Genomic DNA, 25,541 nt, shown 5'->3' on the forward strand with positions numbered 1-25,541 from the left:
GCGACGACGATGCGCGCTGCGCGGTTCGAGGGAAAAGGCAAGATCAAGCTCCGCGAGGTCGCGCGGCCGATTCCCAATTACGGGGAGGTGCTCGTCCGGACGACGTTGACGACCATCTGCGGGACCGACGTCCACATCCTGAAGGCCGAATACCCGGTTCGTGAGGGCCTGATCGTCGGACACGAGCTCGTCGGCGTCGTCGAGGAGATCGGCCCCGGCGTCGAGGGCTACGCGCGCGGCGACCGCGTCATCGCCGGCGCGATCACGCCCTGCGGCCAGTGCCGCGCCTGCCTCTCCGGCAGCGCGGCGCAGTGCTCGCGCGGCGGTGACGGCTACCAGGCGCTCGGCGGCTGGCGCTTCGGGAACACGATCGACGGGTGTCAGGCCGACTACGTGATCGTCCCGAACGCGCAGGCCAACCTCGCGAAGATCCCGGCCGGGCTGAAGGACGAGGAGGTCATCCTCTGCCCCGACATCATGTCGACCGGTTTCTCCGCGTCGGAGCGCGGGCATGTGCGGCTCGGCGACGCGGTCGTCGTCTACGCGCAGGGCCCGATCGGCCTCTGCGCGACGGCGGGCGCGAAGATGTCGGGCGCGTCGCTCGTCATCGGCGTCGACAGCGTGCCGGCGCGGCTCGAGATGGCGAAGGCGATGGGCGCGGACGTCGTGCTCGACTTCACGCAGCAGGACGTGGTCGCGGAGGTGAAGCGGCTGACGAACGGCGGCGCCGACGTCGCGATCGAGGCGCTCGGGAAGCAGGAGACGTTCGAGCGCGCGCTGCGATCGGTCCGCCCCGGCGGCACGGTGTCGAGCCTCGGCGTCTACTCGGGCCACCTCGCGATGCCGCTCGACGCGATCGCGGCGGGCCTCGGCGATCACACCGTCGTGACCACGCTCTGCCCCGGCGGAAAGGAGCGGATGCGGCGCCTCATGAGCATCGTCGCCGCGCGCCGCGCCCCCTTCGAGAAGCTGGTCACGCACTCCTTCGCGCTCGACCGCATCGAAGAGGCGTACGACCTCTTCGCGCATCAACGCGACGGCGTGATGAAGGTCGCGATCCGGCCCTGAAGGACGAAGTCGGCGAGCCGGGCCACGACGGACGCGTCGACGTGGCCCGGCGTCTCGTATTCGGCCGGTCCGGGCTTTCCGTGGCCGGGGATCAACAAGTGGTTCGCGTGGGGGACGGTGACGAAGACGGCGTCCTCCGCGGCGGAGAGGCCGTCCCGCCAGGTCGCGACGTCCTCGTCGGTGACCTGGTAGTCCCGCTCTCCGCGAAGGACGAGGATCGGCTTGCCGAGCTCCTTCGCCGTCGCGACGCCGTCGCGCGCGGCCCAGTCTTGCCAGTACGAGGCGGGGGCGCCGAGGAGCTTCCCCGCGCCGAGCTTCCCCGCCTTCAGGAGATCGATCGCCGCTTCGACCTCCGCGAGGATGGCGGGAGGCGCCTCGAGGTAGCGCATCTGCGCGAGGACGGAGTCCCACGGCGGGCGACCCGGAGGCGCGAGCAGGATCGCCCCCGCGACCGGCGCCGCGCGAGCGGCGATCTCGGGGGCGAGGAGCGCGCCGAGGCTGTGGCCGATCACGAAGACGCGCCCGGCGTCGACGTCGGATCTCGCTCGCAGGAGGTCCACCGCCGCGACCGCGTCGACGACGACCTCGTCGTCGAGGGTGATCGTGTCGTCGAGCTTCGCGCCGTGTTGGAACGTGCGCTTCTCGTAGCGAAGGACGGCCACGCCGCGCGAAGAGAGGCCCTCCGCGATGTCCTTGAACGGTCGGTTCGCGCCGATCGTCTCGTCGCGATCGTGCGGTCCTGATCCGTGCACCAGCACGGCGGCGGGGAACGGCCCGGCGCCGTTCGGGACCGTGAGCGTGCCCTGCAAGACGAACGGCGCGCGGCCGACGGAGACCTCCTCGGCGCGGAAGGCGGAGAGGTCGACGTAGGGCGCGGTCGTCGCCTCCGTCGGGGCGGGCTTGAAGAAGAGGCCGGCGATCTCCTGGCTCGGCGGGGCGATCGAGACGAGGGCGAGCAGCACGCCGCGTTCGAAGTCGAGCCGCGCGACGCGGACGTCCTTCCCGTCCGTGTGGGCGCGTCGAACGATCGTCCACCCGCGGAGCGCCCCGAGCTGCGCGATCAGCGCGTCCCACGTCGCGCCGAGCTTATCCGGCGGCAGCGCGGCCTTCATCGCTGCGTCGAACCTCGCGGTGGCCGCCGCGAGGTCGCGCGTCTGCAACGCGGTGAGGAGCAGGTCCGTCGTCGAGTCGGTGTCCACTCACGTCTCGCCGTGGGAGGTGTTCTTGACGTCTTCGATGCGCCGGTAGGCGACGTACGAGTAGACGGCCGGGACTCCGCACGCGAGCGCGATCGCGACGAGCATCGGGATCGCTCCACCGCCGAGGAGGCCGGAGACGACGAGGACGACGCCGGCGAGGACGAAGAGCTTCCCTCCCAGGCGATGGGTGCGGAGCCAGACCTCGTCGCTCGCGAGGGTCCAGGGCGTGCGGATGCCGACGAAGAAGTTCTTGGTCAGCTTGCCCATGAAGTTCCCGAGCACCACGAAGAGGAGGCCGGCGCCGGCGTGGATCGCGCGGTTCATCGGGACGGCCGCGCCGATCCCCGCCAGCAGCACGAGCAAGCTCACGAGGAAGAGGAACGCGACGACGGACGCTTGGATGATCTCGAACGTGCCGCGGAACCGATCGATGCGGTAGCCGCGCGGAGAGATCCGCGGGAGGACGACGAGGAGCGCGTGAACGCCGGCCATCACGAGCGGCAGCACGAACGGTCCCCACGGCTTCGGCGTGAAGCCGTCCGCCTCGCCCTTCACGTTCCAGTGCGTGGGCACCGACTCGGGCAAGCGTGGGTAGAGCACCGCAGCCAGTACGAAGGCGAGGACGACGAGGCCGAGGCTGAGGAGCTGGGTGCGGTTCACTTTCATCGATGCTCTCCTTTCCGCTTGTCGACCCGGAAGAGGTCGAGAAGCAACGCCGCGACGTCCTCGAAGACCGTCGTGTTGAGCGAGTAGACGATCTGCTGTCCGCGCCGCTCGCAACGAACGAGATCGGCCGCCTTGAGGACGTTGAAGTGGTGCGACAGCGAGCCCTTCGTGATGTCGAACGCCTCGGCGAGCTCGCCCGCCGTTTTCGATCCGCCCTGGAGCAGCTTCAGCACTCTCCGTCGGGTCGGATCCGAAATGGCTTTGAAGACTTCCTGGGTTCGCATTTCGCAACACTGTTTGATGTTTTGATAATCTTCAAATAGTGTCAGAGGCCTGAATGTCAAGGGGCGGCCTCGGCATTCGTGAGGTGGGTGGTACGATCGAGCGTTCGGTTCATGCGGGACGACGAGGCATCGATGACGATCGTGTCGCCGGCACGCGTCGGTGCCCTCGAGAGCTCCGGCGACGTCTTGCCCGCGATCGTGGGCGGTTGGTAGCCGCTCCGCGGCTTGCTCGGCGCTGCCGCTCACGCTCGGGCGCACGCACGCGCGCGGCGCGCGGGTGCTGGCGGTGCTGCCGATCCTGAACCTCGGACCCGCCGGCGACGAGTACCTCGTCCAGAACGTGTGCGAGGATCTCGTCGACTCGCTCAGCGTCACGGCGGGCGTGCTGGCGCGCCCGCGCGGCGAGACCGCGCAGTACACCGATCCGCAGCGCGACGTTCGTTCGATCGGGCGCGCGGTCGACGTGGACGTGGTCGTCGACGGTTCGCTTCGTCGTCAGGGGGAGCTCGTTCGGGTGACGTTCCGGTTGATCGCGGTCGAGGACGGCTTTCAGCTCTGGGCCCAGCGCTTCGAGCGCAAGCCGGCCGACGTGCTCACGATCGCCGACGAAGCGGCGGCGACGATCGCGCAGGCGCTCGCGGCGCCGGCGCCCGCGCGTGTTCCTGGTTCCTGCTTTTGCTTCTGCTCTTGCTCCGGCGGCGCCGGCTGCTCCTGCGGTGAGCGCCTCGTCGTCGTCGATCACGTTCGCGCAGGAGGCGCGTGCGCGGGCGCAGGATCTCTTCCTGCGCGGTCGTTTCCTCCTGCGTCGCGGGTGGCTCGACGTGGCGCGCGAGTCGGTGCAGCTGCTCGGTGAGGCGCACGAGCTGGCTCCGGACGACGCGCGCATCACGGGGACGCTGGCGCTCTCGCTCGCGCGGGTCTATGGCCTCGAGTTCTTCGGTCCGGAGACGGCGGCGCGAGCGCAGGCGCTGGCGCAGCGAGCGCTCGGCGTGGATCCTCATCAGCCGGAGGCGCAGGTGGCGCGCGCGCTCCTCGCGTTGCAGACGAACCAGCCCGAGGCGGCGGTGGGGCATCTGCGTACGGCGCTGGGGGTCGCGCCGAACTCGGTCGACGCGCTCGACTGGCTCGCGCGCATCATGAGCGAGGTGGGTCGGGTCGAGGAGTCGCTCGCGTTGTTCGAGCGTGTCCTCGCGATCGATCCGGAGGTCGTCGTCGCGCGTCACCATCAGGCGCGCGTCCACGCGATGCTGGGCGAGCGCGCAAAGATGCGTGAGCTCTCGGAGAGATGCCGTCGCAGCTCGGCGACGCGCTGCCGTGGATCCTCATCCAGACGCGCGACGCGGTGTGGCACGCCGATCGTGAGAGCGCGGAGCGGCTGCAGGCGATCGTGGACCAAGCGAAGCTCCCACCCGCGCCGCGGAAGATGGTCACGTCGATGCTCGACATCCCACTCGGCCGAGTGACGGCCGAGCGGCTGGCGGACGCGAGCATGGAGGCGCAGCTCCCGTACGACGCGTCGGTCCCGCCACGCCGCGCGTCCTTGAACGCGCAGTTCCGCGCGGAGCTACGCTGCGCGTTGGGCGCGCTCGACCAGGCGCTGGAGGCGTTGCGAGTATCGACCGAGCAGGGCCTCATCGACGTACTCTGGCTCGAACGCTGCCCGCTTCTCGATCCCATCCGCCCCCGCCCCGAGTTCCAGCAACTCTCGTCACGCGTAACGGACCGCGCGCAGCGTGTATCCGCAACCATCGCCACCCGCTTCACACGCGCCGACTTCTAGGAGTGATCGCCTCTGCGGCGCGCGGTTGTGGCGCCGTGCGGTTGTGGCGCCGTGCGGTTGTGGCGGCGCGCTGTTGTGGTCCCGCGCGTCGGCGGCTTCGTGCTGTTGTGGTCCCGCGCGGTCGCGGCGGCGCGGTCCCGGTCCCGGTCCCGGTTTCGCGGTCGCGGTTCTGCGGTCGCGGTTCTGCGGTCATCGTCCGGTGGTGCGCCGGCGGCGGCGGAGCCCCAACCGTCGCCGCTCGCGCGCGCGTTTTCGTATCTCTTCGAGGAGCAACTTGAGCAGCTCGCCCAGCGTTCTCGGCACGAAGAACATCGAATTAGCTTAGGTACGCATCATGAATGATGCTAGTGGGCCGCCGCCGATTGGGGCCCTGCTGGTCTGTGTCCAGGAACCCCAACGCTTTCGTCGCCCGAACGATCCGGCAGCTCGTCGCGCTCCGAAAATCGAAGGGAATCACGACAGAGCGGATGGCGGAGCTCCTCGGCACGGCCGCCCAGAACGTCCGAAGGATCGAGGCAGGCCAAAACATCACCCTCCGCATGCTCGACCGAATCGCCATCGCCCTCGGCGTCGAGGTCATCCTCTCTTTCCGCGACACCCCAGGCGGCTCCAAAAAGCCCCCACCAGGCAAACGCGTCTGACCGAGCCGCGCGGTAACCGCGCGTCGCCTCACCGCGCGGCGCCCTCGGCCCCCGCGTATGGTGCGGCGCATCGTCTGGCCGCGCGCCACGCGTGCCCCTCCGCTGCGCGCGCTATCGCGCATCGTCTCGCCGCTCCTGCGCGCCGTCCTCGGTCCCGCGCGCATCGTCATGCCGCGCGTCGCGCGAGCCCCTCCGCTCTCCGCGGTATCGCGCATCGTCTCGCCGCTCCTGCGCGCCGTCCTCGGTCCCGCGCGCATCGTCATGCCGCGCGCCGCGCGAGCCCCTCCGCTCTCCCGCGGTATCGCGCGTCGTCTCACCGCGCCCTCCCGCGCCTCGGTCCCGCGCGCATCGTCATGCCGCGCGCCGCGCGTGGCCCTCCGCTCTCCGCGGTATCGCGCATCGTCTCGCCGCGCCTGCGCAACGACCTCCTCCCCGCGGTATCGCGCATCGTCTCGCCGCGCGTGCCGCTCTCTACCCCGCCGTATCGCGCGTGTCTCTTCGCGCGCCCTCCGCCCCCGCGCTTCGTCTGGGCCGCGCCCGGCCCGTGTGCCACTCGCGCCTGCGGTATCGAGCGTCGTCTCGCCGCGCGTGCCGCTCTCTACCCCGCCGTATCGAGCGTGTCTCTTCGCGCGCCCCCCGCCCCGCGTATATGGCACGCTTCGTCAGGCGGCGCCCCGGCCCGTGCCCCTCCGCGCCTCGGTATCGCGCGCGCTTCGTCTGGGACGCGCGTCGAGCCGTCGCGTCGTGCTGCCATCCGCCGCGGCCTCGCATTCGTATCGCGCGGTGCTGTACGGAGTTGTGCCGTCGACGGCGTGGCCTTAACTGCTCTGCGGCCTTGCGGCGGTATCGCGCGCGGTGCTGTCTCGAGGTCCGTCGACGGCGCGGTGCTGTGCTGTTCCGAGGTCATGTCGTCGACGGCGTGGTGTAGCTGCGCGCCGGCCGCGCGCTCATTCGGCAGGCAGCGGGGGCGTGTCGTCCAAGCACGGCGTCGGAGGAGCCGCCATGCGGAGTGGAGTATGTGCGCGACACGCCTTTCGCCATCGCCGATGTTCAGAAGCGTTGAGGAGTGTGAGTGGGAGCGAAATGCCTCCGCTTGGTTCGTGGTGCTTGACGGTTTCTGGAGTGACGAGCGCGCGACGAAGCGAGTGGCCCCTTCGACGACCCCGCGCCGCGCATGGCAGACACGTGGTGCGCGTTTCGGAAGGGCGACGATTCATTTCGGATCGATGCCCTCGCGCGGTCGACCTCGAGGCGCTGAAGAGGCTGAAAAATCGCGTGGTACGAGAGGTCATGCGCATCGATGACCTCTCGAACGAACAGCTCCTATCCGCGCTTTGTCGCGTCCTTGGTGATGAGCGTCGCGCTGTCGCGGCGATGCTCGCCTACCTCATCGAAGTCGAGAAACGACGGCTCCATCTCGAGCAAGCGTGCTCGTCGCTGCACGACTTCTGCACACGGAAGCTCGGGCTGAGCGAGGACCAGGCGTCGCGGCGGATCGCCGCTGCGCGGCTGGGCGCGCGCTTCCCGGAGCTCGTCGAGGCGATCGGTGACGGGCGCATGCACCTCTCCGGCGTACTGCAGCTCCGCGCGCTCTTCACGGAGGCGAACGTCACTGACCTCATCGCCGAAGCGAGCGGCAAGTCACGCACGCAGCTCGATCTCCTCGTCGCGAAGCACGCACCGAAGCCCGACGTGCCCGACACGATTCGACCGCTCGCCACGCAGCGCGAGCTCGTGACCGATGCGGCGGCCGTGAACGCCGCCACGCCGGCGTTCGCCGGGTCTGCGTCGTCGCCGTCGCCGAGCGCACAGCTCTTGCCGCTCACGGTCGAGCGTTTTCAGATCATGTTCACGGCCGCGGCGGAGCTGCGTGACAAGCTCGAGCTGGCACGCGCGCTCCTGCGGCACGTGAACCCGAACGGCGACCTGGCGGTGGTGATCGAGCGCGCGCTCGATCTGCTGCTCTTGCACCTCGAGAAGACGAAGCTCGGAAAGGCGAAGCATCCGCGGAGGAGCAAGGGCCGCGCGGATCCGGGCAACGTCTCGCGCGAGACGCTGCGCGAGGTCCATGAACGTGACGCGGGGCAGTGCACCTTCGTCGGCGCGGACGGCGAGCGCTGTCTGTCGCGAGACTGGCTCGAGGTCGATCATCGTCAGCCGCGTGCGCTCGGCGGCGCCGGCACGCTCGAGAACGTCCGGCTCCTCTGCAGAGCACACAATCGGCTCGTCGCGGAGCAGGCCTTCGGCGCCGAACACATCACGCGCAAGATCGAGGAGGCGCGCGCCGCGCGGGCCGCCGCCGTCGACCATAGCGCGCCCCCGAACCTGATCGACTCGCCAGTCGGAACGACGGCCGCGGCCAGCGCCTCCTCTCCAGCAACGGACCTGGCAAGCGCCGAGGCGGCCAGAACGAAGGTCGCCGGTGCGACGAGCTTGCGTGGCCCCGAGGTGGACGGGAGTGTCCCGGCGGTCGGAATGGACGTCGTCAGTGCGACGAGCTCGCGTGGCCCCGACGTGGGCGGGAGTGCTCCGGCGGCCGAAACGAAGGTCGCCGGCGCGACGAGCTCGCGTGGCCCCGATCCGGACGGAAGTGTCCCGGCGGTCGGAATGGACGTCGTCGGTGCGACGAGCTTGCGTGCCCACGATGTGGGGGGGAGCGTCGCGATGGCCGGTACGGGGGGCGGCAGGGCGAACGTGAGCGTTGATTCCGTGCTGGCGGATGGGGGCGGGGGTCACTCGGGCGACGCTGGCGCGGTTGATCCGTGTCGGTGCGGGGCGATTGGTGCGTTCGCGCCGGTGCTGCGTGATGAGCGGACACCGTGGGAGATCGTTCGCTTTGCGCTCGTTCGGCTTGGGTTTCGCGAGCGAGATGTGGGCACCGCGCTTGCGCGACTGCCATCGGTGGTGTGGTCGGAGCCGCTCGACGTCGCCGTGCGCGCTGCGCTTCGCCTGCTCACGTAGACGTCGATCGCGGCGAGCACGCGTTCGCGAAGGTGCTGGCGACGAAGAGCAGACACCGCGGGGAGAGCGTCTGCTTCACGCATCCGGCTTGCGGATGGAGGCGGCTGCCTTGCGCGCTCGGTCGCGGTGGGGTTAGAGGCCTAGCTCCTTGTGGCAGATGAAGGCGCAGGCGATCGATACGGTGTGGACTCGGACCTGTTGGCGTCGTGCCTCCTCCGTCACGCTGCGGAAGGTGCGTGGATCGTCGGGGTAGTCTTGCGCCGGGGCGTCGCCGATCACCACGACGTGGTGCGCGGCTTGGGGGCGCCAGGCGCCGGCGCCGCGGAGGCCGGCGTCGAGCCCCGCGTGGACGTGCTCCGGGTAGTCGCCGCCGCCCAGCGGGGTCAGCCAGTCGATCGCCGCGTGCACCTGCCGCTGATCGCCGTCCAAACGAAAGCCGACCTTCGATTCGAACGAGTCACCGCGATCGCGGAACGCGACGACGCCGTAGCGCACGTCGGGGTTCGTCGCCGCCAGCGTCGTCACCACCGCGTGCAGCTCACTCTTCACCGAGGTCATCGCCCACCCCATCGACGCCGTCGTGTCCACGACGAAGACGACGTCGAGCGCCTGGCCGCGGACGATGGAAGGGAACAGCGCGCGGCGTACAGCCTCGGTGTCGTTCCTCGTCGCGAGCGTCGCCGTCCCGTGCGTCGCGGCCGACACGCTGGCGTACGACGCAACCGCCGCGTTCGTCTGGCCCGTGACGGCGAAGCTGACGTTGAGGCTCGGCCGCGAGAACCGCGGAGCAGACGGGCCAGACGCGCCAGAAGGAGCAGATGGCGTGAGGTCGAGGGCCCCGCCGTTGGCCTCGCCGCGGTACGTGCCGCACGCCGTGAGCGAAGAGAGCGCCGAGAAGCCGAGGAGCACGAGCGACGAGAGAAGCAAACGCATGTCGTCGAAGGACGAGCCTTCGTCGTCGCGCATTCAGTCACGGCGCGCGCGTTGCACGATGCAACGGACGGGGCGCGCGAGGGCGTATTGCGACGGACGGGCGCGCGACGGGCGTTACTTGGGCGGATTGGGCGGATGGGCCTCGACCCACGTCACCGCGACCGCGACGCAGTGCTTGCAGAAGTCGCCCTCGGCGCCGCAGGGGCACGAGCACACGTAGCCGAGGCCGTCGTCGCCGACCCAGAGCGAGACGGCGTAGAACGACGTCCCTCGAACGACCGCCACGATCTGGGTCTCCTTCCGCGCCATCGACATGACACGCCGCTCGGCCGCGTAGGCGCGCCCTCGCGCCAACGCGGGACCACGCGCGAGCTTCGCGATCATCGCCTGATGAAGGACGTGCGCGAACGGTGAGGCCACGAACGAAGGATATCGAAGTATGTTTGGATATAAACGCCAAATTCGCGGCAAAGTGGGAGACGGCCTCTCAGTCGGGCTCAGGTCTCGCGTCGGTGTAAGGGAAGGGAGCTCCCTCCTCCACGTCGGTGATGCGCCAGCGGTAGAACGTGAAGTTGCCGGTCTCCAGATGCCAGGTCACCTCTCCGCGCGTCGGGATCTCGACGCCGCGGACGACACCCCACTCGGTGTTGCGGCCCGCCCAGTGCTCGAGCGGGCCGTCGGCGCCGTAGTAGCGCTCCGCGTCGAAGCCGATCGGGCGACCGTCTTCGTCGAACGCGAAGACCGCGGCGGCCGTCACGCCGTGGCTCGTGATCGTCGCGCGCGCCGTGAGGGCGGTCTCGTGCTCCCAGACGACGTACGGCTCCAGCGCCGCCGACGGGAACCAGACCGTCTCCGCGAGCCAGCGGAGGAGCGCGCCTTGATCGACCTTCCGGCCGCGCGCGTTCGCGACGTCGACGAGCCCCGCCGCCGTCACGTGCGTCGAGCCCACGCCGTCGACGTAAGCGTCGCGACCCGCGAGCGGGAGCACCCTCTTCATGCGGCCCTCCATCCACCAGACGAACTGCGGCTCGCTCGTGGTGAAGTACTGCTCCGCGCGGACCGGGAACCACGCCGCGGTCGGCGACGTGTGCATCGCGCCCACCTGCCGGAGTCGGATCCCGCGCGCGACCGGCCGCCCGACGACGCCCGATCGTTGCAGCCATCGCTGGACCGGCGGCGGCAGCGGCTCGAGGTCGGCGGGCTCGACGACGCGCGGCGGCGTCTCCGCGTCCGCGCGGAACATCGTGCGGACCTCCTCGTCCGTGTCGCGGTGGAGCTTCGTCGTCGCTCTGTTCACCAGCGTCGAGAGGCCTCCTCCGATCCCGAGGATCGCGAGGACGATCGCAGCGGCTAGATCCGTTCGCATGCCCTCGATGGAGCATGCGGAGTGCCGCACGCAGCTCCTGCGCCACGCGCGAGGCGTGCGCGGCGCGCGCGTTGCTTCGTCTCGAGCCATGGGCCCCTCCGCGTACGTGTGGTGCGCAGCTCTGCTGCTCGGCGTCTCCGGCTGCGCTCGGTACGCGCTCGGCGGCGCGGATCCCGACGCGCTCCAGTCCGCGAGCGTCGTCGAGTGGTGTCCGCTCGGCGTCCCCGGAACGCGCATGCACGTCTCCGACACGCAGGACGGCGTCGCGGTCCACTTCTCGACGCGCGCCTCCAACGTCGAGGACCTGCGGCTCCGCGTGCACGACCAGGCGCGCGTGAACGGCGCCGATCGCCATCGCGGCCGCGGCCACTTCGGCGACCACCAAGGCGCGCGCAACCACGGGCTCCGCCTCTGGGCGCTGCCGCCCACCCGCGCGAACGTGGAAGATACACCGACCGGCGCCGCGCTCGCGCTCGCGCCGCTCGATCCCACCCGCCGCTCCGAGCTGCGCGACGCCGTCGCGAAGCGCGTCGCCGAGATCGAGCGCGCCGGCTGTCTATAGCCGTCGATCGTCGATGAACCTCATCGCGATCGCAGGTCGTCCCAGGTCTGCTCCGCGCCCTGCTCGCCCTCGCGGCGGACGACCGTGACGCCGTCGGCGGAGAAGGCGAGGAGCCGTCCGTCGACGAACATCAGGCGATCCACGAACGGCGCCGGCTTCTCCGCGATCGCGCGCGGTCCCGACGGATCGAGCGACAGCACCTGCACCGCGGCGGTGGGCTGATGCCGCCCGCGCAGCGTCGTCATCGGGAGCGCCGCGAGCAGCGAGCCTCGATCGAAGCCCATCACCCGCTCGTCGTCGTAGGCGCGGGTCCACGTCCAGTCGCCGCCGAACGTCGCCGCCCCGACCAGCCGCGGGACGCCGCGACCGTCGACGTGATGGACGATCGCGCGCCGGCCCGTCGTCGCGTTGCCGGTCCAGCCGACGGTGACGACGTCGCCGCTGTCCTCGACCACGACCGAGCCGACGCTCCCGCGCAAGCGGACGCTGCCCGCGGGCGCGAGCGCCCCGTCGGTGCGGAAGAAGGCGAGCTCCGTCGCGTCCGAGCGATCGACGGCCGGGCGCGCGACGACGAGGCGCGTGCCCTGGAACCCGACGACGCCGTCGCCCGCGCGCGCGACGAGCGACCACGCCATCGCGCGCGGACGATCGGGCTGCGAGAAGTCGACCGACGCGTACGCCGCTGGCCCGTCGACGGGGCACGCCGCGGTCGGGCACGTCACGAGCCGCACCTGTCCGTCCTCGCTCACGTCGATCACGCGCGGGACGCCGCGCCAGCGCGGGATCACGCCGTCGATCGTCGCGGTGCCCTGCAGCGTGAAGACGCCGGTGCCCGCGTCGAGCCCGAGCCACGTGACCGCGGTGCGATCGGCGCCGGCTTCGCTCGTGCGCGCGATCGCGACGCCGGTGGGCGCCGCGCCCGCGACGGCGCTCTTGCCGCGCAGCTCGAGCTCGTCGCGCGGCGCGAGGCCGTTCGCGTCGAGCGTGAACGCGGCGACCGCGGTGCGACCCGCCGGCGTCTCGCGCGTCACGACGACGAAGTCGCCGACGCGACGCGCGTCGCGGGGCGCGCCCGCGAGCTCGCGCTCTCCGATCGTCCGCCCCGGCGTCGCGGGCGCGATCGAGACCGCGCGCACGACCGTGACGGCGTCGCGATCCCATGGCGCGTACACGACCACCGCCGCGCCGCCGAGCGCGAAGACGCCGACGGGCGTGCCCTTGATCTCCGAGACGCCGAGGACCTTCGGCGCGTCGGGATCGGAGACGTCGACGACCGCGACGCCGATCTGCTCGTTCGCGTAGAGCGCGACGTCGCCGTCGAGCCGGAGCGTGTCGGGCGCCTCGACGTCGACGAGCGTCTCGCATCCGCCCGGGCGCCGCTCCGGCGGTGGTGTGAAGTCCGCCGCGCGGATCGTCGCGTCGGCGGCCGGCACGTCGTCCACGCGCGGCGGCGTCCGGCACGCGGGGAGGGCGGCGAGCGCGACGACGGCGAGGAGCGCCGCTCTCATCGCTCGAGGTCTCCGCGGGTGATCGGCTCGGTGAAGCTCGCGTCGACCCAGGGGTAGAGGAGGCGATCCTCGCGCGCGCGGTGCGCACGAAGACGCTCCACCAGCTCGGCCGCGTCGATCGGCGTGACGGCGTGGAGCTCGACGTTGACGCCGAGCACCTCGAGCCGCTCGCGGAGCGCGTCGTGCTCGGCGAGGAGGAAGTCCGCCTCGTCGGGGTCCACCTCGCGGAAGGCGGGGAAGACGCTCTTTTCTTCGAGGTCCATGTGCGCGCGCAGGGCGGGCTCGAAGACCTCCCACTCCGCGCGGACGTCGTTCCAGTCGCCGGCGCGGTACGCCTCGAGGAGGCGCTCGTAGATGACCTCGAGCCGCGCGTGCTCGGCGCGGAGGAGCGCGGCCGCGGCGGCGGTCTTGCCGGAGCGGTCGACGATCGTGTTCGACGCGAGGACGTCGCGCGCGCCGAGGTCGCCGGCGGTGACGCCGATCGTCTCGTCGAGCTCGCGATCGTGCCGCTCGGCGGCGTGGGTCGCTTCGTCGAGCGTCGCGCCCGCGAGGAGGCCGATGCCCGCGCCGATGCCTCCGCCGAGGAGCACGCCGGGCGGCCCCGCGATCACGCCGAGCACCGCGCCGCTCGCGGCCCCCGCCGCGAGGGTGGCTCCGATCAGCTCGAATCCCTCGTCGGGGACCCCGTTCGCCCGCCCCTTCCTCTTTGCATGTCGACCGCTCATGCCTCGTCATCGATGAACGAAGCGTGCCACTCGCTCCGCGTGCACGCCTTGCGCGCGGCGCAAGCGCTCGAGGAGCTTGCGACGGTCGTCGTCGTCGAGCGTCGGCCTCGCGCAGGCGTCGCGGACCTCGGCGCTCGTCTCGTCCGCCCAGCGCGACGCGATCCGGACCGCGTCTTCGATCATGCGCGTGTCTTCGGGGAACGCGGGGCGCAGGAACGTCGCGAGCCACGGATGATCTTGCGGCGCGCCGCCGTGCCAGGCCGCGGCCCAACCGTCCCAGCGCGCGCCGACGCGGGCGACGAGGAGCCGTCGCTGCTCGGGCTCGAGCACGCCGTGCAGCTTCACGAGCGCGTGGAGGAGGCGCATCGAGGTCGTGCGCGCCGCGACGAGGACCGCCGCCGCCGCGCCGGCGACGGTCGCCTCGTCGTAGCGGTGCTCCGTCACCGCGCGGACGAGCACCTCGAGGAACGTCACGCGCGCGTCGTCGAGCGGGCGGATGGACTCGTCGGCGTCGTGCACGAGCTCGCCGATGACGCGCGCCTGCTCGGCGTCGAGATCGAGGTCCGACGCGGCGACGCGGATCACGAACGCGCCGAGCGGCGGCGTGGCGCTCGCGAGCGTCGCGGACCGCACCTGGGTCCGGCTCTGCGTCGGGGCGGTGTTGCCGAGGTAGAGGCAACCCGAGCCGATCGCGGCGAGGGCGGCGAGGACGGCCCGGCGGCGGGAGAGCGGTTTCATGCTTCGTCCGGCTGCAAGTCGGACGCCGCGCGTTGGTTTGCGTCGCGGCGCACCGCTTGCGCTGGCGTCGTCCTTGCTGAACCTGCGGCCATGAAGACCATCCTCCTCCTCACAGTTTCCGCGAGTGTCCTGCTCGGAGGCTGTGTCTCGAAGAACAAGTACGATCAGGCCGTCGCGCAGACGGAGATCACGCGCGCCGAGCTCGCCAAGAAGGAGCTGCTCCTCGGCGAGCGCAACGGCATCATCCAGCAGAGCAGCGCCGAGCTCGAGCAGCGGAAGGACGACATCGCCAAGCTGAAGGTCGAGATCGCGCAGCTGATCCAGCTCGACAAGTCGCTGAAGGGCGAGCACCGCGTCCGCATCGGTGAGCTCCAGCGCCGCCTCGTTCAGCTCGAGGCCGCGCAGCGCGCCGCGGAGTGGCGGGCGCAGATCTACAAGGACCTCACGCTGAAGCTGAAGAAGCAGATCGACGACGGCGACCTCGAGCTCGTCATCCGTCAGGGCCGCATGGTCCTCCAGCTCCCGGACGACGTCCTCTTCGACAGCGGTCGCACCGAGCTGAAGCCGGCGGGGAAGGAGGCCCTCGCCGCGATCGCGACCGTGCTCGCGACGATGCCGGGGCGGCAGTTCCAGGTCTCCGGTCACACCGACAACGTGCCGATCAACAACGCGCGCTTCGCCTCGAACTGGGAGCTCTCGTCGGGGCGCGCGCTGCGCGTCGTCCACTACCTCGTCGGGCAGGGCGTCTCGGAGTCGGTGCTCTCGGCCGCGGGCTACAGCGAGACCGATCCCATCGCGACGAACGCGACGCCGGACGGACGGAAGAAGAACCGCCGCACCGAGATCACGCTCCAGCCCAACATCGACGAGCTGGTGGAGATCCCGGAGTAACGCAAGGCCTGCGCCGGCGTGCAACGGCGGCGCGGCTCGGGTAGGAATGCCTGATGAGAGCGCATTTCGTCCTCTACGTGCGTGACCAGCGCTCGAGCGGCGCGTTCTACCGGCGTGTGCTCGACGCGGAGCCGACCGTCGACGTGCCGGGCATGATCGAGTTCCAGCTCGGACCGGACGCGGTGCTCGGCTTGATGCCGGAGGCGGGGATCCGGCGGCTCCTCAGCGAGCTGCCCGATCCCACCGCGGGGGACCGGCCGCCGCGCGCGGAGCTCTATCTCGTCGTCGCGGATCCGGCGGCGTACCACGAGCGCGCGCTCGCGGCGGGCGCGCGGGAGCTGAGCCCGCTCCTCGATCGCGACTGGGGCCACCGCGCCGCCTACAGCCTCGATCCCGACGGCCACGTCCTCGCCTTCGCCGCCCTCGCGCGCCGCTCGACCATGTAGCGGCACGAATCCTTCATCCATGCTGGCCATGATGAAGCTCGCTACTCAACGTCAGGGGCTTCGCCCCCGACACCCCCACCCCGGACACGGCCCGGCGAAGACGCCGGGGCGCTTCGCGGCCGCTTCCGGGGCCCTTCTACTGTTTGTTGCTGCCTGCACGACCGCGCAGCCGGCGGCGCAGAGCCCGACGGCGGCGGCGATGAAGACGGAGACGTCGTCGCCGTGTCCGCTCGGGGTGCATGGGGCGCGCGTCGCGTACGAGGAGACGGAGACGGGGGCGCGGCTCACGTTCACCGCGCCGAGCGAGAAGGTGGCTGAGCTCCAGTCGCGCGCGCGTGACGCGTCGGCGATGCACGGGACCGGCCGCCGCCTCGGACAAGGGCACGAAGGCAAACACGGCGAGGGCGGCTACCACGGCCTCAAGCCGATGCAGATGCCGGCCGCGTACGCGGGCGAGCAAGACCTCGAGGGCGGGGCGCGCATCGACATCACCCCGCACGATCCGAACGACCTCGCCGCTCTTCGCGCGAAGGTCCAGACCCGCGCGCGCGAGCTCATGGAGAGCTGCGAATAGCGCTCGCCGGCGCGCCGTGAGCGAAGGCGCGCATCACCTTGCGCGCGATCCGCTCGATGCGCGCGCGGGCGCCGTTCGTCTCCGGCGCCGGATCGAGGCTCACCTCGAAGACGGTGCCGTCGGGGCCGTGATGGACCTCGGCTCCGACCTCGTCGAGGAGGAGGCGGATCGGGACGTTGTCCCTCAGGATCGGACCCTGGAGGCGATGGATCCCCCGCTCGCGCGCGGCCCGCGCGATCGCGACGGCGAGGATGCGCCCGAGCCCGCGCCGCTGCACCTCGTCGACGACGGTGAGCGCGACCTCGGCGACGGTGGGGTCCTCGGTCGAGCGCACGAAGCGCGCGACGCCGAGCCCGATCTCGCGTCCGTCGTCGGCCGCGCGCGTCGCGACGATCGCGACGTGATCGCGACCGTCGACGTGGGTGAGGTAGTGCACCATCGATCCGGAGAGATCGTTCAAGACGCCCTGGAAGCGGCGGTAGCGCGAGGCGCGCGAGAGGCGGTGGAAGCCGCGCCGGAGCTCGTCCGCGTCGTCGGGGCGGATGTGGCGGAGCGTGACCTCGGTGCCGTCGTCGAGGACGTGCCGTTCGCGGAAATCGGGACCGGTGAGCATCATCATCGCCATCATCGCGCCCTCGCGTGGCAGTCCGCGCACGTCGCGAGGAGCTCGCCGTAGATCGTCGCGCGGACCCCGGTGTCGCTCGCGGCCGCGGCGCGCGCGCCGAGGTGCTCGACCGATCCGCGCAGCGCGTCGATCTCGGGCGTGGTCGTCTTCTTCGGGACGAGCTCCTTCGCCGCGATCGCCGGATCGGCGAGCACGGCCGCGCCCTCGCGCCACGGCGGCTCCGAGTTCCCGATGAGCCCGTCCCACAGCGCGTTCATCGCCCACGCATGACGCAGCATCTGCGCGCGGCGGTCGGGCTCGCGCCGCGGCGGCCAGCCGGCCTCGAGCCGGACCGGACCGGCGAGGCGCGCGTGGCAGTCCGCGCACGTCTGCGCGAGCGCGCCCATCGCCGCCGCGGCGCCGCGTGTGTCGCCCGCGGCGGCGACCTGCTCCGCCGCGGCGCGCATCGCGCTCGTCCCCTCCACGACCTCGGCCGAGCCGCCGTCGATCGTCGCGCGCGCGGCGAGGTCGCGTGCGTTGCGCCGCGCGCCCTCGACGTCGCCGCGGACGAGCGCGTCGTGAACGGCGAGCCCGAGCACCTCGTGCCGGAACATCGCCGTCGTGCTGACGGTGCGCGCCGGCGCAGGCGCGGGCGCGGTCGTCGGCTCGCTGCCTCCCTTGCAGGCCGCCAGCGCGATCGCGAGGAGGAGGACGCGCTCCATGCCCCTCGAGGAGCAACGCACGTACCGGCGCACGCTTTGCGCCTCGGCGAAGACCTTGCGCCTCTCAGCGCTTCTCCCAGACCTCGAGCGCCCCTCCGTCCCAGCGCTCCCGCGCGAGGCGGTGGTAGTCGGTCGGGATGTCGCCGCCGAACCCGCAGAACGTGACGACGCGCGCGCCCTTGCGGAGGGCGCCGAGGAGCTCCTCCGCCGCCGCGATGTCGATCGCGGCCTGCATCGCGGCGTTGGGCGCGCCGGGGAGGGGGATCGACTCGAAGAACGGGTTGAACATGTAGACGACGTCGGCGTCTTCGCCGGCGCGGACGTCGAACCCTCCGTCCACGATCTCGACGTCGACGCCGAGGCGCCGCGCGGCTTCGCGCGCGACGTTCGCGAGGGCGGGCACGCGCTCGATCCCGCGGACGTGCGCGCCGCTCATCGCCGACGCGACGATGCAGAGCTTGCCCGCTCCCGCGCCGACGTCCACGAGCCGATCGGAGGGCGAGAGGGCGAGGAGCTTCACGATCCGCGCGCAGACACGCACCGGCGTCCAATGAACGGCGGACGCGCGCCGGATCACGTCCGGGTAGATCGCGTCGAACGTCTCGTCGAGCACGGGACATCCGCCCCGCAAGAGGTTGGCGACGAACGCCGCGCGCGCCCGTCGCGTTTGTGTGAAGGGCGGGAACGCCAGCGCATCCTCCGTCTGCGGTTCCAGCTCCTGTTCGGTCGCTCGCATCGGCCGCGCGCAACGCAAGGCGCGTGCCCGCGGCCGCGCGGACGGGTCGCCCGAGCGGCCATCTACCGCTCGTGTGCGTCCACGTCAAATTGTCGTCCTCACGTCGCGCGCGCACGTCGATTCGAGGTCCATCGTCGCGTCTCTCGTCGCTCTGCATGCAGCACACGCGTCGGATCGCGCTCCGCGACGTACGACAATTTGGCGTCGTTCCCCGCCGCGCGGGAGCCGTTTCGCGCGAAGATCGCGGGCCCCGCCCTCTGGCATCGTAAGTGCGTAGCCGATCCCCGACATGGGTCGTTTGCTCGGGATCGCTGCCGCTGACGTCACGCCATTTGCTCGCTGGCTCATCTCGACGCCGCACAGCCTCGGTGGTCTCGCGAGCGCGACCCCCGAAGGATGGGGCGCCGCGCTCTACGACCGATCGACCCGCGAGTGGAGCGTCGAGCGACGTCCCTTCGGCACGACGCCGGAGGAGACCTTCGCCGCGATGACGCCGCGCCTGCGCGGCACGGTGATGGTGGCGCACCTCCGCGCGCGCTCCGACGCGGCCAGCGCCTCGGCGACGACCCATCCCCTTCGCCGCGGCGGCTGGGTGTTCGCCCACGACGGCGCGATCGACGACGTCGACTTCCTCCTCCGAACGGTCTCCGCCGCCCGCCTGCGCGAGCGCACCGACAACTCGCGGAGCGAGCTCTTGTTCTCGGCGCTCTTGACCCGCCTCGACGCGGCGGGCTCACGCGACACGGGCGCGGTCCTCGCCGACGCCGTCGCGGAGCTCGTCGAGAACCGCGTCGGCGCGACGAGCTTCCTCCTCTCGGACGGAGAGCGCCTCTACGCGCACCGGCACGGTCCTCCTCTTCACTTGCTCGAGGAGCTCGCCGGCGCGCGGGTGGTGATCGTCGCCTCCGAGCCGCTGACGGACGGCGCGTGGCGCGAGCTCGCGGACGGATCGCTCGTACGTTGCGACGCCGTCCTCGCGGACCTCGAGCCGAAGTCGGAGCGCGAGCTGCCGTTCACCGATTGAGCGAGCGCGGGCTCGTCCTCGAGCTGCCGCCGGATCGCGATGAGCGGCGCCGGCACGAGCCCGCCCGCGAGCAGCGCGACGACGAGCGCGATGCCGACCCAGCGCTCGCGGAGCAGGAGATCGGGGATGCGCCGGTTCTCGCCGCGGAGGGGGGAAGGAGGTCCGAGGAAGATCCGTTTGAACGATCGAACCAGCGTCAACCCGTTCACGGCGATGGAGATGAGGAGGAGGACGGCGACGGCGGGGCGCGTGCGGGCGAGCCCCTGAATGACGAGGTCCTCCGAGACGAAGGCGACCGTCGCGGGGAAGCCGATCGCGGCGAGGCCGAGCAGGAAATACCCCGTCGCCATGCGCGGCGCGTGGACGACGAGCCCTCCCAGCCGCCGGAAGTCGGCGGTGCCGGTCCGCGCCTCGACCGCGCGCACGAGGAGCGCGAGCCCCGTCATCGCCACCGTCAGCGCGAGGTCGTGGATGAGCGCGCCGCTCAGGCCGCCGGCGTCGAGCGTCGCGACGCCGGCGAGGACGAAGCCGGCGGTCGAGGTCCAGAGGAAGCCGAGCTGTCGCCGCGCGTGCGTCTGGCCGACGCCGAGGAACGCGCCGTACAGCGCGGAGATCGTCGCGAGCGTGGCGAGCACGTCGCACCAGCGGTGGATCTCGACCGGGAAGAGCCCGACCCCGAGGCGCACGAGCGCGAACGAGCCGAGCGGAGAGACGACGGAGGGGATCATCACCGCGAGGCGGCCGCGGCCGAGCGCGACCGGCACCCACGAGTGGAAAGGGAAGATCCCCATCCGCGCCGTGCACGCGAGCAGGATCAACGGCGCGATGACGCGCGCGCGCGGTCGCGCGACCCCGGCCTCCGCGATCGCGCCGACGTCGAACGGCGCCGCGAAACGGCCCGTCGTCGCGGTCGTCACGATCAGCGCGAGCGCTCCCAGCATCGGCGCGATGCAGAGCACCGCCGCCCAGCGCGTCGCGCGCGCGAGCGCAGGGTCGTGCTCCCGCTGCGCCTCCGTCGCGAGGGGGAGGAGCGAGAGCGTCCAGAACGCGCCGAGGAGGAGCACGTTCGCCGAGACGAGCACGCCGAAGGTGGAGCCGAGGACGACGAGGAGGCTCCGCGTCGAACTCGCGTCGAGATCGGTCCGCGGCAACGCGACGAGCAGCCCGAGCGCGAGGCAGGCGACGAGGGGGACGAGCACGGCGGAGAGCCCGTCGACCGCGAGCGCTCCAACAGCGAACGCGCGCATCGACGACGCGGTGAGGATGTCGGGCGCGCTCGAGATGAACACGACGAACGCGGCGGGGACGAGGCACGCCGCGACCGCGATCGCGACCGCGCGCGCGGTGGCGCGTGACGGCGAGAGCATGCCGATGAGCACGCCGACGACGATCGGGACGAGCCACATCGCGCCGAGGAGGATCGAGCCCATCAGTCGTCGTGCGCCCCGAGGAGCTTGCGCTCGATGCGATCGAGCCGCGCCGAGATCGCGAGGATGGGACGCGCGACGAGCCGCTCCGCCGTCTGCTCGACCTCGAAGCGCTCGAGCGCGAGCCGATAGACGAAGCGACGCACCGGCGCGCCCAGGATGTCCCAGCGCTTCACGCTCTCGGCGGCGGCCCTGTTCCCGAGCGCGGCGCGGCGCTCGAGCGATCGCTGGATGACCGCGGGCGTGCGGAGGAACTGGAAGTAGCGCAGGACGGCGTGGGCGCAGAGGTGAACGATCGCGGTGCGGTGGAAGCCGAGCCCGCACTCGACGAACATGAGCCCGACCTGCGCGATCGTCGCGTAGGCGAGCGACGTCTTCGCGTCGGGGCTGACCTGACCGCTGAGCGTCGCGACGATCGCGGTCGCGAGGCCGACGAGGACGATCGCGCCGGCCGCGATCGGCTCGTGCGCGTAGAGCGGCGCCGCGCGGACGAGGAGGACGACGCCGGCGTGCACGGAGAGCCCGCCGTAGAAGATCGCGCTCGACGCGGTCGGCCCCTCCATCGCGCGCGGGAGCCAGCCGCCGACGGGGAGCTGCGCCGACTTCCCCATCGCCGCGACGAGGAGGCAGAGCGGGATCCACTTCGTGCTCGGCACCTGCGCGATGCCGCTGAAGAGCGTGTTGTGGACGGAGCGATGCACGAGCACGGCCGCGAGCACGAAGCCGACGTCGCAGAGCCGGTAGGTGACGAGGACGCGGATCGCCGCGCGGACGGGGCCGGCGCGCTCGTGGAAGAACGCGACGAGGAGCACGGAGGCGATCCCGACGAGCTCCCAGCCCGCGAAGAGGAGATCGAGGCTGCCGGCGACGAGGAGGAGCTGCATCCCCGCCGCGAACACGAGGACGAGGAGGTAGAAGCGGAGGAAGCCGGGCTCGCGATGGAGGTAGCTCGCGGAGAAGCGCGCGGTCGCGAGGAGCAGGACCGCGGCGACGGCGGACACCGCCGCCGACGTGCCGTCGAAGAGGAAGGCGAGCGGGAAGCCGTAGTCGCCCGCGCGGTACCAGGTCCCGAAGCGGACATCGAGCGGCGCGAGCCCGCCCGCGACGAAGCTCACGATCGCGCCGAGCACGGCGGCGAACGAGAAGGAGAGGCCGAGCATCGCGGTGAGGACGACGGTGCGCTCGGAGATCGGCCGCGACCTGAGCGCGCTCGCGGCGCCGAGGACGAACGCGGCCACCGCCGGCGCCGCGACCGCGAGCGGGACGACCACGTCAAGCGTCATGGAAGTCACCGATCGTGACGCGCACGTCGACCCCGTTCGACTCGCGCGCGAGCACCCGCGCGGGGCGGAGGTGCTCGGACTTCCCGCGGTACCAGTCCCGCGAACGCGCGACGACCGGGATCTCGGTGCGCGCGCCGGACCAGGGGACGAACGTGCCGTGCCGCCGGAGCCAGATCGCGCCGCTCGCCGGATCGATCGCCGCGAGCCGCACCCACTCGTTGTCGACGAGCGCGCGAAGCTCGGATCTTCGCGCGAGCACGGCCGCGATCGCGTCGAGCGAAGCCTCGACGAGGAGCTGGAGCCGGATCGGCTCGTGGATCTCGATCATCTGGCGCGGGAGCCCCGTCCGCAGATCGCTCGACGCGCCGTTCATGACGCCGATGAGACCGGTCACGTTGTGCGGCAGCTTCGTGCCGGCGCCGTAGATCTCGTTGTCGGTGGTGGAGAAGAAGTACTCGAGGTTGATCCCCGCGCCGACGGGGCCGACCGCGAGGAGGACGCGCTCGAGGACGGCGCCGCGCACGTCGCCGGTCGGATCGTAGGAGGAGAGGAGGACGCGGCGATCGAGGAAGAGGCCGCGCGTCAGCGTCCGGCGACCCACCACACACGCGGCGTTGGTCGCGTGACCGAGCTCGGGCCGAGCCTGGCTCGGATCGTAGCCGCGCGCCTCGACGTGGCGCCAAGCCTCCTCCGCGGTCGCCCTCCGCGGCGCGGACGCGAAGCGGCGGCAGCGCTCGTGCGCGTGGCGCTTCGAGGCGTCGTCGAGCGCGGCTTGAAGCGCGGAGAGCTCCGGCATGAGCTCGGCGGGGACCTCGTCGACGTCGTGGAGCACGACCCGATCGGCGCAGGTGTCGTTCACGCCGCCGATGAAGACGGTCGTGGACGGGATGTCGATCCCGCGCGCGCGCAAGAGCTCGCGCACCTCCTTCCGGTTCGCCATCCGCGCGAAGAGGCGCGCGTTTGGGCCGCCGCTGCGTCCTCCGCACGCGCCGCACGAGTACGCCGCGATGTGCGGGTTGTTCGCGCTCGACGAGTCGTGGCCGAGGACCACGACGATCCGCGCGAAGCGGCGCGTGAGCCCGATCTCCTCGAGGACGGCGCCGACGCGCTCGGCCTTCTCCGCGATCGTGAACCCGCTCGCGTGCCCCTCCGCCACGTCGGTCTCCGCGCGCGGCAGCGCCAGGCGCGTCTTCGGGAGCGGGAGCACCCACGACTCGAGGCGCCTCCGCACCCGGCCCGCGACGAACGGCGCGAACACGGTGACGAGGAGCGGGAGCGCGGTCACGAAGCCGATGAGCGCGGTGACGAACGGACCCCAGACGATCGAGTGCGAGGCGCGCTCGAGCCCCGTGGTCATCGAGTCGAGGTGACGGCGCCGCCGCTCCCGTAGCGCGGCGAGGTCGATCTGCGACGCGACCGGCTCCTCGTGCACCTCGTGGTGCGGCGTCACGACGACAGGGCAGAGCGGGAAGGTCGAGGGATCGTCGATCCCCTGGTAGGCCATCGCGAGGTTGAAGAAGCCCGGCGATCCGAACGTCTCGTGCGCGAGCGAAGCCTCCTCGAAGTGGCGGCGGATCCCTTCGTTCCGATCGTCGATGCAGGTGACGATCTGGAAGCGCGGCGCGATCGCGTCGATCGCGTGCGGGCGCTGCGCGGCGAGGGCGTCGAGGAGGTCGTCGCGGTAACAAGCCTCGTACGCCTCGTGCCACACGCGGAGGCGGAGCGGTCGATCGAGCGCGGCGAGCAGCTCGAGGAGCGCCGGCGCGTGCGCCCCGACGTCGCCGGCGCCGATCCCGAGGTGCTGCGCGAGGAGGAACAGCGGCCACGCGCGATCGTGATCGCCGCTCGCCGGCGCGTCGCGGAGCGAGGGGAGCGTCGCCGCGAACGCGCGGAGCTCCGCGGCGGGCCCGCGATGTCCGAGCCGGCGTCCGATCTCGAGGAGCGCGAGGAGGTCGAGCGTCATCCGGACGGCGAAGAAGTCGACGAGCCGCACCGTGACGCCGTGGCGTCCCTCCGCCGCTTCGACGCGATGGAACATCCCCGCCCAGCCCGGGAGCTCGAGGAGCGCGCGCTCGATGAACGCCGGCACCTCGTCCGGCGCGATCCCGAGCTTCGCGATGACGTCCGCGATCGCGTCCTCCGCCGTCGCCGCCGCCGCGAGCCACGCGCGGAGCATCTTGCCGAGCGGCCGCAGCCACGACGCGCGCACCGCGTGGCCCGCGGAGAGGACGCGACAGAACGCGACGAACAGGCCTTGCTCGCGATCGGGCATCGACCACTGCGCCTGGCCCCGATCGAGGAACGCGCCGGCGAGGAGCACGAGGAGCGGATGCACGAGGTCGTTCGGATCGTCGCCGCCGACCTCCATCAGCGCGTCGCGCGGGAACCACGCGCGCGGAGCCGGCTCCTCGACGCCGCCTCGTATGGCCGCGCGGCACGCGGTCCAGAGCGCGGCGAGCCCTTCGCGCTCGATGCGTCCGCGCGCGACCTCGGAGACTCCGCGCGCGACGGCGCGCGTGGCGCCCTCCTCCGCGATCCGCCACGCGAGCCCGGCGGGGGTCTCCGGCGCGATGCCGTGGACGAGCACGGTGCGGGCGATCGATCCGGCGTCGGGGAGCCCGCCGCGCACCTCCGGGAGCCGCGGCACCGCGTGCTCCTCGATCGCGGCGACGAGCGCGGCCGCGGTGATGCGCCCGCTCGCGTGCGCCGCGCGGTAGGCGGCCTCGGAGAGGTAGCCGGCGCCGCCGAGCTTCGCGCCCGCGGCGGCGAGCGCGTCGTGGAACGAGAGGTGCTGGAACGCGTGCAGCGTGTTGTGATGGACGAAGACGTCGAGCGGCGCTTGGCTCGGCAGGAAGTGCGCTGCATCCGCGAGCGCCTTCGCGATCTCGCTGCTCTCGACGCGTGGCATGTCTTGCGAACGAGCTCCTATCTCTCGGCCCGATGCTGGTCGTAGTGGGCGCGGATCGCGTCGAGGATGGTCCATCCCCACGCCGGCCGCGCGACGATGAGGACGCTCGGCGGCGGCGTCAGCGTCTTGAAGCGCTGCGGGTGCGCGGTGACGAGGACGGGCAGCGCGGTCGGGCGGCGCTCGGCGAGCTCGGCGAGCGTGGCGACGACCTTCTCCCAGCGGAAGTCGTCCGGGAAGAGGACGAACGCCTGCGTGCTCGCCGGCGTCGACGCGACGCACTCGCGGAGGTCGCGCATGCAACGCGCCTCGACGCCGGCGCCGCGCAGGTAGACCTGCAGGTCGTCGAGGGTCGCTCGGTTCGTCGAGACGATCGTCACGCCGTCGCGCGGGCGCATCGCGGACCCGCCGAGCAAGGTCGATACCGCGCGGGTTTGTGCGCGCATTCGCTCCTGGGCGAGGGCGACGTGGCGCGGGTGGCGCCAATTTGACGTAGTA

26 protein-coding genes are annotated in these 25,541 nt (G+C 71.9%); 10 read left to right on the top strand and 16 right to left on the bottom strand.

Annotated elements, in window-relative coordinates; genetic code table 11:
* The first annotated feature begins 9 nt into the window (after nt 1–9).
* A complete protein-coding gene (locus tag KF837_34810) occupies nt 10–1,068 on the top strand; it encodes an alcohol dehydrogenase catalytic domain-containing protein (GenBank protein MBX3232550.1) in 1,059 nt (352 codons plus the stop codon).
* Here KF837_34810 and KF837_34815 read toward each other — a convergent pair.
* The 3 genes from KF837_34815 to KF837_34825 all read right to left on the bottom strand — a co-directional run bounded on the left by KF837_34815 (nt 1,029) and on the right by KF837_34825 (nt 3,217).
* A complete protein-coding gene (locus tag KF837_34815) occupies nt 1,029–2,180 on the bottom strand; it encodes an alpha/beta fold hydrolase (GenBank protein ID MBX3232551.1) in 1,152 nt (383 codons plus the stop codon). The two genes, KF837_34810 and KF837_34815, sit on opposite strands and share 40 nt — an antisense overlap.
* 87 nt (nt 2,181–2,267) lie before the next feature.
* The gene (locus KF837_34820) at nt 2,268–2,933 is read right to left on the bottom strand and encodes an SdpI family protein (protein MBX3232552.1); all 666 of its coding nucleotides are present in this window, start codon (nt 2,931–2,933) and stop codon (nt 2,268–2,270) included.
* Entirely contained in the window at nt 2,930–3,217 is a 288-nt protein-coding gene (locus KF837_34825; GenBank protein ID MBX3232553.1) for a winged helix-turn-helix transcriptional regulator, read from the bottom strand. Before KF837_34825 ends, KF837_34820 begins: the two co-directional genes overlap by 4 nt.
* Before the next feature lie 286 nt (nt 3,218–3,503).
* Here KF837_34825 and KF837_34830 point away from each other — a divergent pair, with 286 nt between their 5' ends.
* From KF837_34830 to KF837_34850, 5 genes are all read left to right on the top strand, one after another.
* Entirely contained in the window at nt 3,504–4,070 is a 567-nt protein-coding gene (locus tag KF837_34830) for a hypothetical protein (protein MBX3232554.1), read from the top strand.
* Entirely contained in the window at nt 4,039–4,680 is a 642-nt protein-coding gene (locus tag KF837_34835; GenBank protein ID MBX3232555.1) for a tetratricopeptide repeat protein, read from the top strand. The genes KF837_34830 and KF837_34835 overlap by 32 nt, the downstream gene beginning before the upstream one ends.
* Nucleotides 4,653–4,997: a hypothetical protein gene (locus tag KF837_34840; protein MBX3232556.1), complete on the top strand. Its 345-nt coding sequence runs from the start codon at nt 4,653–4,655 to the stop codon at nt 4,995–4,997. Before KF837_34835 ends, KF837_34840 begins: the two co-directional genes overlap by 28 nt.
* 338 nt (nt 4,998–5,335) lie before the next feature.
* The gene (locus KF837_34845; protein ID MBX3232557.1) at nt 5,336–5,638 is read left to right on the top strand and encodes a helix-turn-helix transcriptional regulator; all 303 of its coding nucleotides are present in this window, start codon (nt 5,336–5,338) and stop codon (nt 5,636–5,638) included.
* Nucleotides 5,639–6,760: 1,122 nt separating this feature from the next.
* Nucleotides 6,761–8,599, top strand: coding sequence for an HNH endonuclease (locus KF837_34850; GenBank protein MBX3232558.1), 1,839 nt, complete (start codon nt 6,761–6,763; stop codon nt 8,597–8,599).
* Between the two features lie 132 nt (nt 8,600–8,731).
* Here the strand turns inward: KF837_34850 and KF837_34855 are convergent, their stop codons facing one another.
* The 3 genes from KF837_34855 to KF837_34865 all read right to left on the bottom strand — a co-directional run bounded on the left by KF837_34855 (nt 8,732) and on the right by KF837_34865 (nt 10,898).
* Entirely contained in the window at nt 8,732–9,532 is an 801-nt protein-coding gene (locus KF837_34855; GenBank protein ID MBX3232559.1) for a VWA domain-containing protein, read from the bottom strand.
* Between the two features lie 114 nt (nt 9,533–9,646).
* Nucleotides 9,647–9,952 carry an SWIM zinc finger family protein gene (locus KF837_34860; GenBank protein MBX3232560.1) on the bottom strand — a complete coding sequence of 102 codons (306 nt, stop codon included), beginning with the start codon at nt 9,950–9,952 and terminating at the stop codon, nt 9,647–9,649.
* A 67-nt stretch (nt 9,953–10,019) separates the two neighbouring features.
* Nucleotides 10,020–10,898: a hypothetical protein gene (locus KF837_34865; protein ID MBX3232561.1), complete on the bottom strand. Its 879-nt coding sequence runs from the start codon at nt 10,896–10,898 to the stop codon at nt 10,020–10,022.
* A gap of 88 nt (nt 10,899–10,986) precedes the next feature.
* Here KF837_34865 and KF837_34870 point away from each other — a divergent pair, with 88 nt between their 5' ends.
* Complete coding sequence (locus KF837_34870; GenBank protein MBX3232562.1) at nt 10,987–11,460, top strand: hypothetical protein; 474 nt, start codon at nt 10,987–10,989, stop codon at nt 11,458–11,460.
* Nucleotides 11,461–11,480: 20 nt separating this feature from the next.
* On the opposite strand, the gene KF837_34875 is transcribed toward KF837_34870, so the two are convergent.
* The 3 genes from KF837_34875 to KF837_34885 are packed head-to-tail and all read right to left on the bottom strand — an operon-like array spanning nt 11,481 to nt 14,431.
* A complete protein-coding gene (locus KF837_34875; GenBank protein MBX3232563.1) occupies nt 11,481–12,968 on the bottom strand; it encodes a hypothetical protein in 1,488 nt (495 codons plus the stop codon).
* The gene (locus tag KF837_34880) at nt 12,965–13,693 is read right to left on the bottom strand and encodes a hemerythrin domain-containing protein (protein MBX3232564.1); all 729 of its coding nucleotides are present in this window, start codon (nt 13,691–13,693) and stop codon (nt 12,965–12,967) included. The genes KF837_34875 and KF837_34880 overlap by 4 nt, the downstream gene beginning before the upstream one ends.
* Nucleotides 13,694–13,699: 6 nt before the next feature.
* Entirely contained in the window at nt 13,700–14,431 is a 732-nt protein-coding gene (locus KF837_34885; protein ID MBX3232565.1) for a hypothetical protein, read from the bottom strand.
* 90 nt (nt 14,432–14,521) lie between these two features.
* Between KF837_34885 and KF837_34890 the strand changes: the two genes are divergently transcribed.
* The 3 genes from KF837_34890 to KF837_34900 all read left to right on the top strand — a co-directional run bounded on the left by KF837_34890 (nt 14,522) and on the right by KF837_34900 (nt 16,342).
* Nucleotides 14,522–15,322: an OmpA family protein gene (locus KF837_34890; GenBank protein MBX3232566.1), complete on the top strand. Its 801-nt coding sequence runs from the start codon at nt 14,522–14,524 to the stop codon at nt 15,320–15,322.
* A gap of 53 nt (nt 15,323–15,375) precedes the next feature.
* Nucleotides 15,376–15,768 carry a VOC family protein gene (locus tag KF837_34895; protein ID MBX3232567.1) on the top strand — a complete coding sequence of 131 codons (393 nt, stop codon included), beginning with the start codon at nt 15,376–15,378 and terminating at the stop codon, nt 15,766–15,768.
* A 199-nt stretch (nt 15,769–15,967) separates the two neighbouring features.
* A complete protein-coding gene (locus tag KF837_34900; protein ID MBX3232568.1) occupies nt 15,968–16,342 on the top strand; it encodes a hypothetical protein in 375 nt (124 codons plus the stop codon).
* Here the strand turns inward: KF837_34900 and KF837_34905 are convergent.
* From KF837_34905 to KF837_34935, 7 genes are all read right to left on the bottom strand, one after another.
* Entirely contained in the window at nt 16,323–16,997 is a 675-nt protein-coding gene (locus tag KF837_34905) for a GNAT family N-acetyltransferase (protein ID MBX3232569.1), read from the bottom strand. The two genes, KF837_34900 and KF837_34905, sit on opposite strands and share 20 nt — an antisense overlap.
* Nucleotides 16,967–17,668, bottom strand: a complete 702-nt coding sequence (locus KF837_34910) for a hypothetical protein (GenBank protein MBX3232570.1) — start codon at nt 17,666–17,668, stop codon at nt 16,967–16,969. The genes KF837_34905 and KF837_34910 overlap by 31 nt, the downstream gene beginning before the upstream one ends.
* Nucleotides 17,669–17,732: 64 nt before the next feature.
* Nucleotides 17,733–18,281 (bottom strand): hypothetical protein, encoded by a 549-nt coding sequence (locus tag KF837_34915; protein MBX3232571.1) that lies wholly within the window; start codon nt 18,279–18,281, stop codon nt 17,733–17,735.
* 981 nt (nt 18,282–19,262) lie between these two features.
* On the bottom strand, nt 19,263–20,858 hold the full coding sequence (locus KF837_34920; GenBank protein ID MBX3232572.1) for a hypothetical protein: 1,596 nt from the start codon (nt 20,856–20,858) through the stop codon (nt 19,263–19,265).
* On the bottom strand, nt 20,858–22,138 hold the full coding sequence (locus KF837_34925) for a proton-conducting membrane transporter (protein ID MBX3232573.1): 1,281 nt from the start codon (nt 22,136–22,138) through the stop codon (nt 20,858–20,860). The genes KF837_34920 and KF837_34925 overlap by 1 nt, the downstream gene beginning before the upstream one ends.
* Nucleotides 22,128–25,046 (bottom strand): DUF2309 domain-containing protein, encoded by a 2,919-nt coding sequence (locus KF837_34930; protein ID MBX3232574.1) that lies wholly within the window; start codon nt 25,044–25,046, stop codon nt 22,128–22,130. Before KF837_34930 ends, KF837_34925 begins: the two co-directional genes overlap by 11 nt.
* A gap of 17 nt (nt 25,047–25,063) precedes the next feature.
* A complete protein-coding gene (locus KF837_34935; GenBank protein ID MBX3232575.1) occupies nt 25,064–25,441 on the bottom strand; it encodes a hypothetical protein in 378 nt (125 codons plus the stop codon).
* Nucleotides 25,442–25,541 lie beyond the last annotated feature (100 nt).

This window comes from Labilithrix sp., from assembly GCA_019637155.1.
Lineage (GTDB): Bacteria > Myxococcota_A > Polyangia > Polyangiales > Polyangiaceae > Labilithrix.

Bases quoted from the DNA above. Each gene is read 5' to 3' on its own strand.
- KF837_34935 (MBX3232575.1), bottom strand. From the start codon at position 25,441: ATGCGCCCGCGCGACGGCGTGACGATCGTCTCGACGAACCGAGCGACC.
- KF837_34880 (MBX3232564.1), bottom strand. From the start codon at position 13,693: ATGAGCGGTCGACATGCAAAGAGGAAGGGGCGGGCGAACGGGGTCCCC.
- KF837_34820 (MBX3232552.1), bottom strand. From the start codon at position 2,933: ATGAAAGTGAACCGCACCCAGCTCCTCAGCCTCGGCCTCGTCGTCCTC.
- KF837_34825 (MBX3232553.1), bottom strand. From the start codon at position 3,217: ATGCGAACCCAGGAAGTCTTCAAAGCCATTTCGGATCCGACCCGACGG.
- KF837_34920 (MBX3232572.1), bottom strand. From the start codon at position 20,858: ATGGGCTCGATCCTCCTCGGCGCGATGTGGCTCGTCCCGATCGTCGTC.
- KF837_34840 (MBX3232556.1), top strand. From the start codon at position 4,653: ATGCTCGACATCCCACTCGGCCGAGTGACGGCCGAGCGGCTGGCGGAC.
- KF837_34815 (MBX3232551.1), bottom strand. From the start codon at position 2,180: ATGAAGGCCGCGCTGCCGCCGGATAAGCTCGGCGCGACGTGGGACGCG.
- KF837_34855 (MBX3232559.1), bottom strand. From the start codon at position 9,532: ATGCGTTTGCTTCTCTCGTCGCTCGTGCTCCTCGGCTTCTCGGCGCTC.
- KF837_34930 (MBX3232574.1), bottom strand. From the start codon at position 25,046: ATGCCACGCGTCGAGAGCAGCGAGATCGCGAAGGCGCTCGCGGATGCA.
- KF837_34870 (MBX3232562.1), top strand. From the start codon at position 10,987: ATGGGCCCCTCCGCGTACGTGTGGTGCGCAGCTCTGCTGCTCGGCGTC.
- KF837_34890 (MBX3232566.1), top strand. From the start codon at position 14,522: ATGAAGACCATCCTCCTCCTCACAGTTTCCGCGAGTGTCCTGCTCGGA.
- KF837_34925 (MBX3232573.1), bottom strand. From the start codon at position 22,138: ATGACGCTTGACGTGGTCGTCCCGCTCGCGGTCGCGGCGCCGGCGGTG.
- KF837_34875 (MBX3232563.1), bottom strand. From the start codon at position 12,968: ATGAGAGCGGCGCTCCTCGCCGTCGTCGCGCTCGCCGCCCTCCCCGCG.
- KF837_34910 (MBX3232570.1), bottom strand. From the start codon at position 17,668: ATGGAGCGCGTCCTCCTCCTCGCGATCGCGCTGGCGGCCTGCAAGGGA.
- KF837_34895 (MBX3232567.1), top strand. From the start codon at position 15,376: ATGAGAGCGCATTTCGTCCTCTACGTGCGTGACCAGCGCTCGAGCGGC.
- KF837_34845 (MBX3232557.1), top strand. From the start codon at position 5,336: ATGATGCTAGTGGGCCGCCGCCGATTGGGGCCCTGCTGGTCTGTGTCC.
- KF837_34885 (MBX3232565.1), bottom strand. From the start codon at position 14,431: ATGAAACCGCTCTCCCGCCGCCGGGCCGTCCTCGCCGCCCTCGCCGCG.
- KF837_34865 (MBX3232561.1), bottom strand. From the start codon at position 10,898: ATGCGAACGGATCTAGCCGCTGCGATCGTCCTCGCGATCCTCGGGATC.
- KF837_34810 (MBX3232550.1), top strand. From the start codon at position 10: ATGCGCGCTGCGCGGTTCGAGGGAAAAGGCAAGATCAAGCTCCGCGAG.
- KF837_34900 (MBX3232568.1), top strand. From the start codon at position 15,968: ATGAAGACGGAGACGTCGTCGCCGTGTCCGCTCGGGGTGCATGGGGCG.